Below are 15,458 nucleotides of genomic sequence, written 5' to 3'. Positions count from 1 at the left end.
TCGAAGCAGGCGGCACTGACACCGCCGGGCGGCCGTCCGGTCGCGGCGACGGCTCAAGCGACGGCTCGGGCTCGGGCGACGGCTCCGGCTCCGGCTCCGGCTCCGGAGACACCGACAGGGCCTTCCGGCGGCCGAGGAGCCGGACCGCTCAACGGGCCCACGCTCCCCCGTCGTTCGACCGTTCACCCCGGCCCGCCACGGATTCGGACACCGCGACGAAGGCCCGCACGAGGGGGCGGTCGTCTCCTCGGCGGGTGGCCAGGAAGACCCGGCTCACGGCGGAGGGCCCGTCGAGTTCGAGGCTCCGGGCGCCCTCGGGGAGCAACGTGGTGACGCTGTGGGGGGCGATGGTGACACCCAGGCCGGCGGCGACCAGCATGGTGATGGTGTGCCAGTTCGAGCACTCCTGCGCGACCCGGACCTCGTTGCCGGTGTCCCGGATCGGCTGGGTGTTCACGTCGAAGGCGCGGGCCCCCGCCGAGCGCGGGAAGAGGATCAGGGGGTCGGCGGCCAGCGCCGCCGGTTGCACCCGCTCCCCCCGCGCGGCGGGGTGGTCGGCGGGGACGACCGCGACGAACCGTTCCGTCGCCAGGAGGGCGAGGTCGATGTCGTCGCGCTCCTCGGCGTCCCGGACGATCCCGATGTCGGCCGTGCCGCGTTCCAGGGCTGTCAGGACGTCGACGGTGAAGCCGTCGTGCAGCCTGACCTGGACGTCCGGGCGGCGGAGCGAGAAGGCGCGGAGCCGTTCACTGACGATCGCGGTGGCGGAGGTGATGAAGGCGACGTCCAGGCGGCCCGCCTCACCGCGGCCGACCCGGCCGGCCTCGTCCAGATCGGCGGCCAGCCGGCCCAGGATGTCCCTCGCCCGCGGCCGGAACGTCACCCCGGCGTCCGTGAGGCGGACACTCCGGGAGGTCCGCCGGAACAGCTCGACACCGACGATCCTCTCCAACTGCCTGATCTGCTGGGACAGGGCCGGCTGGGCGATGTGCAGCAGCCGCGCGGCACGGCCGAAGTGCAACTCCTCGGCCAGCGCCAGGAAGTACCGCAGGTGCCGGAGCTCGATTCGCTGATCCATATCTCCAGCCTATGGATGGCGGCCGGCGTACGTATTGGACACCTGGGTGGGCGCGGCCGCAGGCTGACGTGGTGCCATCCAGGGAAGGAAGCCGCCCCGTGCCGTACGCCTCAACCCCGCCCGTGGTCTCCTCGATCGCCTCGCCGAGCGACGCCGAGGCGTTCCGCACGCTGAACGAGGAATGGATCGCGCGACTGTTCACCCTGGAGGAGGCGGACCGGGCCGTGCTCGGGGATCCGTTCGGCCGCATCGTCGACCCGGGCGGCGACGTGCTCCTGGCCCGCGAGCCGGACAGCGGAACCGTCGTGGGCTGCGTGGCGCTCCTGGCCCACCCCGACGCCGTGTTCGAGCTGGCGAAGATGGCCGTGGACCCCGACGCGCAGGGGCGTGGCATCGGCCGCCTGCTCGTGGCCGCCGCGATCGACCGGGCCCGCGAACTCGGCGGGACCAGGCTGTTCCTCGGCACCAACAGCAGGCTGGCCCCCGCCGTCCACCTCTACGAGGACGCCGGGTTCGTCAGAATCACCCGCGACCGGCTCCCGGTGGCCGACTACTACGCCCGCGCCGACATACTGATGGAACTGGGCTGAGGCCCGTGCCGCCCGTCCGTACCGCCCGCGCCTGCACCTGCGGTGCGGACGGACGCGTGAACGGAGGAGGTCGGCATGGACGGTGGTCACCACGGTCGTGACGGCGGTGACTCGTGACCCAGCGGTGCCGTCGTCGGCGGCAACGGGCCCTTCGGCAGCGACGGGCCCGTCGGTAGCAGCGGCGGCCGTGGCAGCGGCCCGGCAGCCCACCGGTACGATCACGGCCCGGGGTTCGGGAGCATCGAGGAACGTGACGCGCCCGGTGCGCGCGAAGCACCTCAGGACGGGGGGACGACCGTGGAGTTGCCCGACGGGATTCGTACGGAGATCAGGGCCCTGTGCCAGGAGGGTGATGCGCTGGTCGGACTGGGAGAGTTCGCCGATGCCAAGCAGCGCTACCTCGAAGCCCTTCGGCTGCTGCCGGGCGACCACCGCGCATGGGCGGCCGCGACCTGGATCTACGTCGCGATCGGAGACGTGCACCTCCGACTGGGCGTCCACGACAGGGCCTACAAGTGCTTCCACAACGCGGTCCAGTGCCCCGACGGACTCGGCAATCCGTACGTCCACCTACGGTTGGGCCAGACCGCCTTCGAGCTGGGCGACCACGACCGCGCCGCGGACGAGCTGATCAGGGCCTTCATGGGAGGCGGGCCCGAGATCTTCGAGGAGGACGACCCCAAGTACCTCGGGTTCCTGAGGACTCGGGCCGACCTGAACCGCCCGGGCGCCGTCACGTCCTGACCGCCTGCCACCGGGTGAGCCACCCGGAACCCCATCCCTGACCGCCCGGGGCCGGGCAGGTACCACGACGTCGAGCCCGGTCCGAGCCCCGCTGCGGCCGCTACGCGCCCGGGTCGACGCCGTCGGCAGCTCCTCGGACCTGGGCCGGCCGCCGCCCGATCTCGCCTGGCACCCGGGCCCGGTGGGCCCGGCGTCGACTGGCCCCACCGGCTCACGGTCCGACGCTTCCTGCTGCGCGGTCAGCTCATCAGCACGCTGAACGCCCTCCCGCTACGCATGCTCGGCAGCCCCCGCGCCCAGCGGGTTCAGCAACCACGTGGCGCGGTCCGGGTTGGGCGACCAGGGCTCGGTGGCGACAAGCACGGACGGGCGCCCGTCCAGCCGCCCGGTGCCCGCGAGCACGTCGCCGTCACCGGTCTGGACGTCCAGGGTCCCTGCCGGTGGATCGGCCGGCCGTCCAGCGGCCCCCGTTCCCCGCTCCCCGCCTCTCGGCGGTTCCGTGACGGCCCCGGAAAACGGGTACTCGCCGCCGGTACGGCCGCGCCATGATGGCGCCACGGCGGACCGTTGCCGCTCCCGCCGACGCCCCCTGGAGGTCCTGACACCATGAGCCAGTCCGCCCTCGGCCGCTTCTACGACGATTTCGCCGACGACTACCACCTCCTCTACGCCGACTGGAACGCCTCGCTCGCCCGTCAGGGCTCCGCGCTGGACGCCGTGGTCCGCGCGGCTCTCGGCGACGGCCCCGCCGAGGTGCTGGACTGCGCCTGCGGTATCGGCACCCAGGCGATCGGCCTGGCCGCCCTCGGCCACCGCGTCACCGGCACCGACCTCAGCCCGGTCGCCGCCGCCCGCGCCACCGCAGAGGCCGCCGAGCGCGGCCTCCGGCTGCCCACCGCCGCCGCCGACATGCGGGAACTCCCCTTCCCGGACGGCCGGTTCGACGTCGTCGTCTGCGCCGACAACGGGCTGCCCCACCTGCTCACGGCCGAGGACGTCCGCGCCGCGCTCGGTGAGATGCGACGGGTTCTGCGCCCGGGCGGACTGCTCCTGGTCACCACCCGCCCGTACGACGAGCTGCGCCGCACCCGGCCCGCCTCCACTCCGCCGCAGACCGCCGAGCACGGCGGCCGACGGTCGGTCCTCTTCCAGCTCTGGCAGTGGCACGAGGACGGCGAGCGGTACGACCTGGAGCTCTTCCGGCTGCTGCCGGACGAGGCCGACGAGTGGCGGGTCGCAGTCCGCCGCTCCACGTACTGGGCGCTCACCCAGGACGAGCTGAGCGCCTTCGCCGCCGAGGCCGGCCTGGCCGGCATCCGCTGGGAGCAGCCCGCCGACACCGGCTTCTTCCAGCCCGTCCTGATCGCCCGGACGCCCTGACCTGCGCGGACGCAACGGCCTGCCGTGGCAGGGCCCTTTTGCGCCTTCACTTTTGCCGATCCATGTTAATTTTTACTCATGCGAGTAAATTCTGGCTCCTCTCCTGCCGCTCCCGCCTCCGGCCGGAGCGTCACCACTGATGCCCGACGCGCCCAGATCGTCACCGCCGCGATCGGGACCGTCGCCGAACTCGGCTACGCCCGGGCCTCGTTCGCGCAGATCGCCAAGCGGGCGAAGCTCTCCAGCGTGCGGCTGATCTCGTACCACTTCCAGGACAAGGAGGACCTCTTCCAGGCCCTCGTCGACTCCGTCCAGGAGTCGGCGCAGGCCTTCATGCAGCCGCGCATCCATGCCCGGTCCGCACCCGCCGCACAGCTGGCCGCCTACATCGAGGCGAACCTGGAGTTCCTGGCGGAACACCCGGTCGAGGTACGGGCGCTGGTGGACGTCCTCGCCAACGCCCGCCGGGAGGACGGCAGCCCGCTGGTCAGCTCCGCCGGCTTCGACACCCCCGTCTCGCTGCTGGTCCGACACCTGCGGGACGGACAGCTCAGCGGTGACTTCCGGCCGTTCGACCCCGAGGCGATGGCCCTGGCGATCCGTGCCTCGATCGATGCGGCCGCCAACCGCCTGTCCGCCGGGGACGACTTCGACGTCCGCGCCTACGGGCGCGAGCTGGTCACCCTCTTCGCCCTCGCGACGGGGACCGAGGCCGGGGCCGGGACCGAGGAGACGAAGTGACCCTCCACGCCGCCCCGCGCCGAACCGCCCTCCTCTTACCCCTGCTGATCGATCTCGTCCTTCCTCTCGCCGTCTACTACGGGCTGCGCTCGGCAGGCGCGGACCAGTGGTGGGCCCTGCTGTGGTCCGCCGCCGTACCTGCGGTCACCGTGGTGGTACGGCTGGTCCGAACCCGCCGCGTCGACTTCCTGGCCCTGCTGATCCTCAGCATGATCGCCCTCGGTCTGGTGCTCTCGATTCTCACCGGGGACGCCCGCACCCTGCTGATCCGCGAGGCCTGGACGGGCATGCTCGGCGGGCTCCTCGGGATCTGGCTGCTGGCCTCCGTCGGCTACGGGCGCCCGGCGCTGATGGTGGTCTTCCGCTCCTTCGTGCAGGCCAAGGCGGGCGAGGACGGGCTGCGTGCCTGGGAGGGACGCTGGGAGCAGGACTCCGCGTTCCGTCACGGCGTCCGGGTGCTCACCGCGGTCTGGGGCGCGGCCAGCCTGCTCAACGCCCTTGCCCAACTGGCCTTCGCGTACCTCCTTCCCATCGACACCGCCCCGGCGGCCATGAACCTGTGCTGGCCGGTGATCGCCGCGCCGCTGCTCGTCTTCCACCTCCGGTACACCAGGCGCCACGGCCTGCGGGCCTGACCGGAACGGGGCCGGGCCGTCCGCGCTTCCTCCACTACCCGCCCAAGGCCACCACCGCCTCCGCGACCCGGCCCGCGCCGTCCTCCTTCGCCAGGGCGCGGGCCGCCTCCTGCGCCCGTTCCCGCAGTCGCCGCTCCTCGACGGCCTGACGGATGGCCTGCGCCAGCCGGTCGGCGGTCAGGTCGGCGAACCGGACGGGAGCGGTGGCGGCACCGAGCCGGCGGAGCCGGTCGGCCCAGAACGGCTGGTCCGCCGTCACCGGGACCGGGACGCTCGGCACACCCGCGCGCAGCGTCGCAGCCGCCGTGCCCGCACCCGCGTGGTGCACGACCGCCGCCATGCGCGGGAAGAGCCGGGCGTGCGGCAGTTCGCCGACCGTCAGCACGTCGTCGCCCTCCCCGGCGATCCCGGCCCAGCCGGCCTGCACCACGCCCCGGACTGCCGCCCGCCGCAGGGCCTCCACCGCCAGGGCGCTCAGCCGCTCGCCCTGCCCCGCCGCCATGCTGCCGAAGCCGATGAACACCGGCGGCGGCCCTGCCCGCAGGAAGTCCTCGACCTCGGCCGGGAAGCCGTAGTCCTCCGCCACGTACGGCCACCAGTTGCCGACCACCCGCAGCCCCTGCCGCCAGTCGGCCGGGCGCGGTACGAGGGTCGGGCTGAAGCCGTGCAGCACCGGCCAGTGCGCCCGCTCCACGGCCCGCCGGCGCGCGGTCTGGGAGAGCGCCGGGAGGCCCAGCCGCGACCGCAGCCGGTGTGCGGCCCCGGCGTGCAGGCGGTCGACGACCCGTTGGCCGAGCGCGCCCGCCGCCCGGTTGCCCCAGCTCCCCAGCGAGCGGCCGCCCCCGACGACCGGCGGGAACTCCCGTGTCGGCAGCGTGGGTTGCAGGTAGACCCCGATGCTGGGGACGCCCATCGCCTCCGCGAGGTGCCAGCCCAGCGGCGCGGTGGTGGTGCTCAGCAGGAGCAGATCGGCTCCGGGCGCGGCGGCGTCCGCGAGCCCGTCACCCAGTTTCCCGATGAACGCCGCGGCCCGCGCGAGCAGTTCGGAGCGCCCACCCGTCGGACCGGTGCCCGCCCCGCGCGGATCGACCGGGAGCGGGCGGAAGTCGAGGCCGCTGCCGGCCACCAGCTCGCGGAAGGTCTCGGGCGCCGCGAGCGCGACCTCGTGCCCCGCACCGCGCAGGTACGCCCCGAGACCGGTGTAGGGGGCGACGTCGCCGTGCGATCCGGCGGCCGTGACGAGGATTCTCATCGGGCCGCCTCCTCGGGGTCGCTCCCGCTGCGCCGCTCGGCGTTGGCGCCGATCGCCGCACGCAGGTAGCCGGCCAACCCCGGGCGCTGCTCGGCCGGCGGGACGACGAGGGCGAAGGCACGGGCGTCCGCCTCGTAGTCGTCGGCGATCCGGCAGTGCATCTCCGGCGGGCAGGGCGTGAACCACCGGGTGATGTGCTGCCGGTGCTGCTCGGCGAGGTCCAGCACCGTCCGGTGGTCGACCGGCAGTGCCCGGTCGAAGGCCTCCAGCAGTCGGCCGCGCCACTCCGCGGCCTCCGCCATCAGCTGCCGCCAGTCCTCCTTGGAGTGGGTGGCGGCGCGGGCCAGGGCCTCCTGGTGGCTGTCCCGCTCGCCCCACTTGAGGTGGGCGTCGGCCGCGTAGCTGAGGTCGAAGACGACGTCCCCGAAGACCTCGAAGCGCTCCTCCGGACTCAGCTCGACCCCGGTGCGCTGGACCTCGATGGCCCGCTCGGCGACGTCGACCAGCTTCTGCAGCCGGGCGATCTGCTCGGTGAGGGCGTGTCGTCTCGCCAGCAGGTGGTCGAGGGCGTTGGCCTGCGGGTCCGCCAGGATGTCGGCGATCTCGTCGAGCGGGAAGCCGAGTTCCCGGTAGAACAGGATCTGCTGGAGCCTGGCGAGGTCCGCGCCGTTGTAGAGCCGGTAGCCGGCCGGGCTTCGCTCACTGGGCGTGAGCAGCCCGGACCGGTCGTAGTAGTGCAGGGTCCGGATCGTGACCCCGGCGAAGCCGGAGACCTGGCCCACCGACCAGCTCATGCGTCCCTCCGATCATCCGTGCGTTCACTGCGCCCCACCGTGCGGCCTGACGTGGGGTAAGGGTCAACACGCGCAGCTCAGGGGCCTGCTCCGGATGCCGGACGGCGTCCTCGGTCAGGTCTCGCGCTGCGGGTGGTAGGCGGTCTCGGGTATGCCGAAGGTCCAGGCGACCCCGGCTCGCGCGGTGCGGGTGCTCGGGGGGACGCGCAGCCAGTAGGTGCGGTGGGTGCCGTCCGGCTCGGGCGTGGAGTTGACCACCTCGACCATCACCACCGGCTCGTCGTCGGGCAGGACGATCCGCCAGAGAACGCCGGTCTCGTCCCGGTGGACGGGCTCGGCGCCGGAGTCGGCCAGGTAGCGCTCGTAGCCGTAGTGCTCCAGCAGGACGCGGCGCAGCTCGGCGTTCTCCTCGGTGCGGATCCGCTCGGCCGTCACCTCGGCCAGGCCGGCCAGGAACTCCGGCGGGACGGGCATGCCGCGCCAGGCGTGCAGGGCGAAGCCGTCGGCGTACTCCAGGGCGGGCCCGTCCGCCCGGTCGAGCCGCCCGGCCTCGTCGCGGTGCAGGCCGGTCGGCCGTTCGCTGAGCAGGGCCACGTCCCGGTACGGCCACCACCAGCCGACCTCCCGGGCCAGCTCGGCCAGTGGTGCGGCGGCGGCGCTCGCCCCGGCGGCCTCGAAGGCGGCGAACCACGGCGCGTCGTGCTGGCCGCGCACGGCGTCCAGCAGGGCGAGCCGGACGGTGGTGCGACGGGCCCGGGCCTCCTCGGCCACGGCGGCGTCGGCCTCCCGGTCGGCCTCGGGGGCGAGCCGGTCGAGCACCGCGTTGCGCAGCCGGTCGGCGAGCGGGGTGGTGACCGGGCCGAGCTCGCCCCCGGTGAGCGCCCAGTGGCCCGCCCACCCGGCGGCGCCGACCTGCTCGACGGCCCGCCGCCTGGCCTCCTCCCAGGGCTTGGTGCGCACGGCCTCGCGCACGCTCTCCGCCCCGGCGGCCCGCAGCTCCAGCGCCGCCCCGGTCGCGGCGAGCGGCGAGCCGAACCACCGGATCGCCGCGGGCTCGGGCAGCCCGGCCGCCCGGTAGGCGGCCCGGACGGCGCGCTCGGCCGCCGCCCGGTCGCCCGGTCCGGTGGCCGCCGCGGCCGCCCGCCAGCGGGCCGTCACCTCGACCGGCCCGGGCAGCTCCCGCGCCTGCGCCCGGTCGCCGTGGACCTCGTCGTGGATCACCGTCTCCATCCCTGCTCCGTTCCCGGCCGGGCTCCCCGCCCGGCCGTCCGTTCCCGTTCCGTGCCGCGGCCACGGCCGCGCTCCGCCCTCGTGTCCGCACCCGCCCGCCGACCCCCGTACGGCGGGCGGAGCGGTCGTCAGTCCGCGACCATCCGCACCGCACCCGGCACGTACTCGCGCTGGCGGACCACCCGGTACCAGCCCTTGGGCAGCGGTATCGCCGCGTGCTCCTCGTGCACCACCCGGCCGCCCTCGGGCAGGTGCAGCCAGCCCGCGCCGAACGGCCCGGTCTCCCGGCGCAGCACGCCGGGGCCGACCACGGCGTGCGCGTGCCCGGTGACCTCGCCGAGCGCGAGCACCATCCGGCCCCGCGCGTCCCGGGGCTGCACGGCCAGCTCCACCACCCTCGGCGGCACCGCGCCCTCCTCTACCGGCACGATCAGCACATCGCCCTGGCGGTACATCAGTCCTCCCTCGCCGTACGGAGGGGCTCCGGCGGACGCCGGAACCCATGGCTCCGCCGCGTCCGCCGCGGTCACTCTCCGGAGCCAGGACCCGAACATAGAGCAAGGGTCTGACAACGCGCCCGGACGGCGACCCGGCCGCCGGATTGTCAGTCCCGGCTGGTAGACAGTTGTTCGGCCCAGACCCCAGAGGAGCAGCGCATGACTGTCAACGACCACATCGAGCGGTTCCACGGCCTTCCCGTCTTCGACTTCGTGGAGGCCTTGGAGGAGGCCGAGGAGAAGGGCGGATCGGGCGCCCTCGAACTGCCGGACGCGGCCTCGGCCGCCTGGCGGGTCAAGCTCGACTACGAGTCCGAGGCGACGTTCGCCGAACGCTGGGAGCAGTTCCTCGGCGCCGTCGACACCGAGCGGGTCACCGCCCTGGTGATCGGCCAGTGGTCCCCGGAGGAGCCGGAGGGCTTCCAGGAGCCGATGGAGGCGATCGTCGCCGCCGCCGGCCGGCTGCCCGCCCTGCGCGCCCTGTTCGTCGGCGACATCACCTTCGAGGAGTGCGAGATCTCCTGGATCCAGCAGTGCGACATCACGCCGCTGCTGACGGCCTTCCCGCGGCTGGCCGAGCTGGTGGTCCGCGGCGCCTCGCAGGACTGGGACGGCAAGGGCGGTCTGGCCCTGAAGCCGCTGCGGCACGAGGCCCTCGAGGCGCTGCGCTTCGAGGCCGGCGGCCTGCCGGGTTCGGTCGTGCGCTCGGTGGCCGGCTGTGACTTCCCCGCCCTGGAGCGGCTGGAGCTCTGGCTGGGCGTGGACAACTACGGCGGCGACGCGACGATGGCCGACGTCGCGCTGTTCCTGGACGGCACCCGCTTTCCCAAGCTGCGCCACCTCGGCCTCCAGAACAGCGAGTTCCAGGACGACATCGCGGCCGCCGTGGCACACGCGCCCGTCGTCGCCCGGCTGGAGTCGCTCAGCCTCTCCATGGGCGTGCTGACCGACCAGGGCGCCACCGCCCTGCTGGAGGGCCAGCCCCTCACCCACCTGAACTCCCTCGACCTGCACCACCACTACCTCACCGAGGAGATGCAGCAGCGCCTGCGCCAGGCCCTGGCCGGTGTCGAGGTCGACCTCTCCGAGCCCGGCAAGCCCGACGACCAGTGGCGCTACGTGGCCGTGGCCGAGTAGTCGTCAACGCCCCGCGCCCGCCTGATCGCCCGACAGCCCGACAGCCCGCGTACTCGCCCACCCCGACCGACCAGGATCCGATATGTCCATCTCCCGCCACATCGAACGCTTCCACGAGCTGCCGATCCACGAGTTCGCCCCCGACGACACCCGGCCGCGGCCCGCCGCCGACAGCGTCGCCTGGCGGCTCGCCCTCGCGTACCGCTCCGAGCAGGACTTCGCCCAGCTCTGGCAGTCCTTCCTCCAGGACGTCGATCCGGCGAGCGTCCGTGCCCTGGTGATCGGTCCCTGGTGGAACGGGGCCGAGGGCTACGGCTCCGTCGGCCCGGTGATCGAGGCCCTCACGGCCGAGGCCGGGCGCCTGCCCGCCCTGGAGGCGCTGTTCCTCGCCGAGGTGACCTACGACGAGTGCGAGGTCTCCTGGCTGGTGATGGACGATGTCACCCCGCTGCTGGCCGCCTTCCCCGCGCTGAAGTCGCTGGCCGTGCGCGGCGGTACGGACCTCGGCCTGGATCCGGTCCGTCATGACGCCCTGACCAGCCTGCGCTTCGAGTCCGGCGGCCTGCCGGCCACCGTGGTGCGCGCGGTGGCCGCCTCCGAGCTGCCCGCACTGGAGCGTCTGGACCTCTGGCTCGGCGTGGACGAGTACGGCGGTGACGCCACGATGGACGACCTGGCGCCGTTCCTGGACGGCTCCCGGCTGCCGGAGCTGCGCCACCTCGGGCTGTCCAACAGCGAGTTCCAGGACGAGATCGCCGCCGCCCTCGCCCACGCCCCGATAGTCGCCCGGTTGGAGTCGCTCGACCTCTCCATGGGCGTGCTGACGGACGAGGGCGCCACCGCCCTGCTGGAGGGCCAGCCCCTCACCCACCTGAACTCCCTCGACCTGCACCACCACTACCTGAGCGACGCGATGCAGGAGCGTCTGTCCGAGGCCCTGCCCGGGGTCGGGGTCGACCTCGACGAGGCCGAGGGTGACGACCCGGACGACGAGGACGACCGCTACGTCTCGGTCTCCGAGTAGGCGGGCGGCGGAGGCGATGACCGTGCGACTGACCGTCCTGGGCAACCCGGGGCACCGACGGGTGACGCTGTTCGCGGCCGCCGCCCGGGCCGCCGGGCTGCCCGAGCCCGCCGTCCTGCCCTGGCTGGACGTGCTGCGCGGCCGGTACCGGCTGCCCGAGGGCGGTCTGCTGCGCATCGAGTCGCCCGGCGAGGAGCCGGAGGTCGACCGGCTGCTGCGCGGCCAGGCGCTCGGCCCCGGCTACGCCCCGACCAGGGTCGAGGGCACGGCCGTCTGGTACGCGGGGGTCATGGCCGCGCTGCGCGGGCTGGCCGCCCGGCCCGGCGTACGGCTGCTCGGCGATCCGGAGGAGGTCGCCGTGATGTTCGACAAGCGCCGTACCCACGCGCTGCTCGCCGGGGCCGGGGTGCCGGTGCCCAGGGCGCTCGGCGGCGAGGTCACCGGCTGGGAGCACCTGCGCGGGCGCCTCGCCGAGGCCGGCCTGCACCGGGTCTTCGTCAAGCCGGCGCACGGCTCCTCCGCCTCCGGGGTGATGGCCCTGGAGTTCGGACCGCGCGGGCAGCTGCAGGCCACCACCTCGGTGGAGCTGGCCGACGGCCGGCTCCACAACTCGCTGCGGGTGCGCCGCTACCGCGGCGAGCGGGAGGTCGCCGCGATCGTCGACGGCCTGGCACCGGACGGGCTGCACGTCGAGCAGTGGATCCCGAAGGCCTCGCAGTCCGGGCGCTCGGCGGACCTGCGGGTCGTGGTGGTCTCCGGCCGCGCCACCCACGCCGTGGTGCGCACCAGCGGCCAGCCGATGACCAACCTGCACCTCGGCGGCGCCCGCGGCAGCCTCGACCAGGCCCGGGAGGCCGCCGGGCCGGCCTGGCCGGCCCTGCTGGAGACGGCCGAGCGCGCGGCGGCCTGCTTCCCCGGCTCACCGATGGTCGGCGTCGACGTGCTGCCCACGACCGGCTGGCGGCGCGCCCTGGTCGGCGAGGTGAACGCCTTCGGCGACCTGCTCCCCAACCTCACCGGCCTGCCCGGCGGCCCCGCCGAGGGCCTCGACACCTACGGCGCCCAACTGGCCGCGCTGACCGCCCCCTCCCCGTCGTCGCCCGCGGCGACGGACCACCAGATCACGGAACCCGCTCGATGAACCACCCGACCACCCTCCCGTCCCCCGACATGAACGCCGTCGTGGGCAGCCACGACCTGCTGCTCGTCACCCTCGACACGCTCCGCCTCGACGTCGCCGAGGAGCTGGCCGCCGCCGGCCGCATCCCGAACCTCGCCGCCGTCCTCCCCGGCGGCCGCTGGGAGCACCGGCACGCGCCCGGCAGCTTCACCTACGCCTCCCACCAGGCGATCCTGGCCGGCTTCCTGCCGACGCCCGCCTCCCCGGACGGCCCGCACCCGCGCCTGTTCGCGGCCCGCTTCGCCGGTTCCGAGAGCACCGCCCCGCGCACCTGGGTCTTCGACGCCCCCGACCTGCCGACGGCCCTGGCCGCGGCCGGGTACCGCACGGTGTGCATCGGCGGTGTCGGGTTCTTCAACAAGCAGGGCCCGCTGGGCTCGGTGCTGCCGGGCCTCTTCCAGGAGAGCCACTGGGCGCCCGGGTTGGGCGTGGCCTCGCCGACGTCCTTCGAGGAGCAGGTCGCCCGGGCCGAGCGGGTCGCCGCCGAACAGTCCGCCGACCAGCCGCTGTTCCTCTTCCTGAACGTCTCGGCGCTGCACCAGCCGAACTGGTTCCACCTGCCCGGAGCCACCCGCGAGCACGGGGACTCCCGGGCCACCCACGCCGCGGCCCTGGAGTACGTGGACGCGCACATCGGCCGGCTGTTCGCCGCGATGAGCGCCCGCCGCCCCTGCTTCGCGATCGTCTGCTCCGACCACGGCACCGCCTACGGCGAGGACGGCTACACCGGCCACCGGATCGGCCACGAGGTGGTCTGGTCGGTCCCGTACGCGCACTTCACCCTCCCCGCCCGAGCGGCGGGCAGCGCCACGACCTCCGAGGAGCGCGCATGACCACCGCACCCCCTCGCCCGGACTCGCCGTACCAGTCGTACGTCTACGCGTACCCGCACAAGACGGCCTACCGCCCGCTGCCCGAGCGCCCGCCGCTGCGCGAGCTGTGGGCCGGCGAGGCGCAGCACGCGCTCTCGCTCTACCTGCACATCCCGTTCTGCGAGGTCCGCTGCGGCTTCTGCAACCTGTTCACCCGGATCGGCAGCCCCGAGGGCCTGACCACGGCCTACCTGGACGCCCTGGAGCGCCAGGCCACGGCGGTGCGCGCGGCGCTGGACGGGGGCGCCCGGTTCGCGCTGGCCGCGTTCGGCGGCGGCACGCCCACCTATCTGACGGCCGGTGAGCTGGAGCGGCTGTGCGACATCGCCGAGCGGCGGATGGGCGCCGACCTGCGGGCGATACCCCTCTCGGTGGAGGCCTCGCCCGCCACCGCGACCGCCGACCGGCTGGAGGTGCTGGCCGCCCGGGGCACCACCCGGCTGAGCCTGGGCGTGCAGTCCTTCGACGACGCCGAGGCGCGCTCCGCCGTCCGCCCGCAGAAGCGGTCCGAGGTGGAGGCCGCCCTCGGCCGGATCCGCGCGGCCGGGTTCCCGGTGCTCAACATCGACCTCATCTACGGCATCGAGGGCCAGACCGAGGCGAGCTGGCTCCGCTCGTTGGACACCGCGCTCGCCTGGCAGCCCGAGGAGCTGTACCTCTACCCGCTGTACGTCCGCCCGCTGACCGGCCTGGCCCGGCGCGGCGAGCAGGAGAGCCGGGCCGCCTGGGACGCGCGCCGGCTCGCGCTCTACCGGGCCGGCCGCGACCACCTGCTCGCCCACGGCTACCAGCAGGTGTCGATGCGGATGTTCCGTCGCGCCGCCTCCCCGCAGGCCGGCGCGGGCGAGTACGCCTGCCAGACCGACGGCATGGTCGGCCTGGGCTGCGGCGCCCGCTCCTACACCTCCCAGCTGCACTACTCCTTCGACTACGCGGTGAACGCCACCGAGGTGCGCGGCATCATCGACGACTACGTCGCCACCGAGGACTTCCACCGTGCCGAGGTGGGCCACCGGATGGGCGGCGCGGAGCCGCGCCGGCGGCACCTGGTGCAGTCGCTGCTCCAGGCCGAGGGCCTGCCCTTGGCGGACTACCGCGCCCGGTTCGGCGGTTCACCGGCCGAGGACTTCCCGGCGGAGCTGGCCGAGTTCGCGGAGCGCGGATGGCTCGACGACGGCGACGCGGAGTTCCTGCGGCTCAGCCCGGAGGGGCTGGCGCACTCGGACGCCGCCGGGCCGATGCTGTTCTCGCCCGAGGTCCGGGCCCTGATGGCGGCGTACGAGGCGAAATGACCTTCCTCGGCATGCCTTCCGCCTCACCGCTGCCGGAGGACGGGGCGCGGAGCCTCACCCTGCTCTACCGCGGCCCGCTCGCCTCCTGCGACTACGACTGCCCGTACTGCCCGTTCGCCAAGCGGCGCGACAGCCCGGAGCAACTGCGGTCCGACCGGGCCGCGTTGGAGCGCTTCACCGGCTGGGCCGCCGGGCGCGCGGGCACCGGCGACACCCTGTCGCTGCTGTTCACGCCCTGGGGCGAGGGGCTGGTGCGGTCCTGGTACCGCCGCGCGCTGGTCGAGCTGAGCCGCCTGCCGCACGTCCGCCGGGTCGCGATCCAGACCAACCTCAGCTGCCGCACGGGCTGGCTCGCCGAGGCGGACCTCGACACCCTCGCCCTCTGGGTCACCTTCCATCCCGGCCAGGTCAGCCGCGAGCGCTTCCTCGCCAAGTGCCAGGAGTTGGACGCACTCGGCGTGCGCTACAGCGTCGGCGTCGTCGGCCAACCCGAGCACCTCGCCGAGGCCCGCCGGCTGCGCGCCGAGCTCCCCGAAGGCGTCTACCTGTGGGTCAACGCCGCCGAGGGCCTCGCCTACACCGACGCCGAGGCCGCCCAATGGGCCGCCGTCGACCCGCACTTCGGCTACAGCCGGCACGCCCACCCCAGCGCCGGGCTGCCGTGCCGCACCGGGGAGTCCGTGCTGTCGGTGGACGGCGACGGCACCGTGCGCCGCTGCCACTTCGTCCGGGACGTCCTCGGCAACCTCTACGACGGCAGCTACCGCGCGCAACTGCTGCCGCGAGCCTGCCCGTTGCCGGTCTGCGACTGCCACATCGGCTACGTCCACCTGGAGACGCTGCCGCTGTACGAGCTGTTCGGCGCGGGTGTGCTGGAGCGCGTGCCGCACGGCTGGTCCGGGGGCCGGTCATAAATCGGTTGCCAGTCGGCCACTCTGTGTGAAAGCGTACGAACAACCGCGCAGGACCAGCTGGTTCGGAAGGGAGGCCCTCAGATGATCAGTGGCATACG

Annotated in this window: 16 protein-coding genes; 11 read left to right on the top strand and 5 right to left on the bottom strand. The window is 74.2% G+C overall.

The window, feature by feature from the left end; all coding sequences use genetic code 11:
* Positions 1 to 148 precede the first annotated feature (148 nt).
* Complete coding sequence (locus ACFCY1_RS07015; RefSeq protein WP_375873818.1) at positions 149 to 1,078, bottom strand: LysR family transcriptional regulator; 930 nt, start codon at positions 1,076 to 1,078, stop codon at positions 149 to 151.
* Between the two features lie 98 nt (positions 1,079 to 1,176).
* Here ACFCY1_RS07015 and ACFCY1_RS07010 point away from each other — a divergent pair, with 98 nt between their 5' ends.
* The 5 genes from ACFCY1_RS07010 (at position 1,177) to ACFCY1_RS06990 (ending at position 5,168) form a co-directional block, all read left to right on the top strand.
* Positions 1,177 to 1,668: a GNAT family N-acetyltransferase gene (locus tag ACFCY1_RS07010; RefSeq protein ID WP_074004827.1), complete on the top strand. Its 492-nt coding sequence runs from the start codon at positions 1,177 to 1,179 to the stop codon at positions 1,666 to 1,668.
* A 297-nt stretch (positions 1,669 to 1,965) separates the two neighbouring features.
* The gene (locus ACFCY1_RS07005; protein ID WP_375873817.1) at positions 1,966 to 2,412 is read left to right on the top strand and encodes a tetratricopeptide repeat protein; all 447 of its coding nucleotides are present in this window, start codon (positions 1,966 to 1,968) and stop codon (positions 2,410 to 2,412) included.
* 606 nt (positions 2,413 to 3,018) lie between these two features.
* Entirely contained in the window at positions 3,019 to 3,792 is a 774-nt protein-coding gene (locus ACFCY1_RS07000) for a methyltransferase domain-containing protein (RefSeq protein WP_375873816.1), read from the top strand.
* A gap of 78 nt (positions 3,793 to 3,870) precedes the next feature.
* Positions 3,871 to 4,533 carry a TetR/AcrR family transcriptional regulator gene (locus ACFCY1_RS06995; RefSeq protein WP_375873815.1) on the top strand — a complete coding sequence of 221 codons (663 nt, stop codon included), beginning with the start codon at positions 3,871 to 3,873 and terminating at the stop codon, positions 4,531 to 4,533.
* Entirely contained in the window at positions 4,530 to 5,168 is a 639-nt protein-coding gene (locus ACFCY1_RS06990) for a VC0807 family protein (protein ID WP_049653406.1), read from the top strand. Before ACFCY1_RS06995 ends, ACFCY1_RS06990 begins: the two co-directional genes overlap by 4 nt.
* Positions 5,169 to 5,202: 34 nt before the next feature.
* On the opposite strand, the gene ACFCY1_RS06985 is transcribed toward ACFCY1_RS06990, so the two are convergent.
* The 4 genes from ACFCY1_RS06985 to ACFCY1_RS06970 all read right to left on the bottom strand — a co-directional run bounded on the left by ACFCY1_RS06985 (position 5,203) and on the right by ACFCY1_RS06970 (position 8,899).
* Positions 5,203 to 6,420: a glycosyltransferase gene (locus tag ACFCY1_RS06985; RefSeq protein WP_375873814.1), complete on the bottom strand. Its 1,218-nt coding sequence runs from the start codon at positions 6,418 to 6,420 to the stop codon at positions 5,203 to 5,205.
* Positions 6,417 to 7,214, bottom strand: coding sequence for a MerR family transcriptional regulator (locus ACFCY1_RS06980; RefSeq protein WP_375873813.1), 798 nt, complete (start codon positions 7,212 to 7,214; stop codon positions 6,417 to 6,419). Before ACFCY1_RS06980 ends, ACFCY1_RS06985 begins: the two co-directional genes overlap by 4 nt.
* A 114-nt stretch (positions 7,215 to 7,328) precedes the next feature.
* Complete coding sequence (locus ACFCY1_RS06975; RefSeq protein WP_375873812.1) at positions 7,329 to 8,444, bottom strand: DUF6745 domain-containing protein; 1,116 nt, start codon at positions 8,442 to 8,444, stop codon at positions 7,329 to 7,331.
* Positions 8,445 to 8,572: 128 nt separating this feature from the next.
* Positions 8,573 to 8,899, bottom strand: coding sequence for a hypothetical protein (locus tag ACFCY1_RS06970; RefSeq protein WP_074004833.1), 327 nt, complete (start codon positions 8,897 to 8,899; stop codon positions 8,573 to 8,575).
* Positions 8,900 to 9,100: 201 nt separating this feature from the next.
* Here ACFCY1_RS06970 and ACFCY1_RS06965 point away from each other — a divergent pair, with 201 nt between their 5' ends.
* The 6 genes from ACFCY1_RS06965 (at position 9,101) to ACFCY1_RS06940 (ending at position 15,360) form a co-directional block, all read left to right on the top strand.
* Complete coding sequence (locus ACFCY1_RS06965) at positions 9,101 to 10,078, top strand: STM4015 family protein (protein ID WP_375873811.1); 978 nt, start codon at positions 9,101 to 9,103, stop codon at positions 10,076 to 10,078.
* 82 nt (positions 10,079 to 10,160) lie between these two features.
* Complete coding sequence (locus tag ACFCY1_RS06960) at positions 10,161 to 11,102, top strand: STM4015 family protein (RefSeq protein WP_375873810.1); 942 nt, start codon at positions 10,161 to 10,163, stop codon at positions 11,100 to 11,102.
* A gap of 16 nt (positions 11,103 to 11,118) precedes the next feature.
* Positions 11,119 to 12,243, top strand: a complete 1,125-nt coding sequence (locus tag ACFCY1_RS06955; protein ID WP_375873809.1) for an STM4014 family protein — start codon at positions 11,119 to 11,121, stop codon at positions 12,241 to 12,243.
* 29 nt (positions 12,244 to 12,272) lie between these two features.
* A complete protein-coding gene (locus ACFCY1_RS06950; protein WP_375873868.1) occupies positions 12,273 to 13,115 on the top strand; it encodes an STM4013/SEN3800 family hydrolase in 843 nt (280 codons plus the stop codon).
* The gene (locus ACFCY1_RS06945; protein ID WP_375873808.1) at positions 13,112 to 14,446 is read left to right on the top strand and encodes an STM4012 family radical SAM protein; all 1,335 of its coding nucleotides are present in this window, start codon (positions 13,112 to 13,114) and stop codon (positions 14,444 to 14,446) included. The genes ACFCY1_RS06950 and ACFCY1_RS06945 overlap by 4 nt, the downstream gene beginning before the upstream one ends.
* An 11-nt stretch (positions 14,447 to 14,457) precedes the next feature.
* A complete protein-coding gene (locus tag ACFCY1_RS06940; protein WP_375873807.1) occupies positions 14,458 to 15,360 on the top strand; it encodes an STM4011 family radical SAM protein in 903 nt (300 codons plus the stop codon).
* Positions 15,361 to 15,458: the final 98 nt, after the last annotated feature.

This window comes from Kitasatospora sp. NPDC056273, from assembly GCF_042268845.1.
Taxonomy (GTDB): Bacteria; Actinomycetota; Actinomycetes; order Streptomycetales; family Streptomycetaceae; genus Kitasatospora.
The sequence above is the reverse complement of the archived record's forward strand: the minus strand, read 5'-3'. Positions and strand labels throughout refer to the sequence as shown.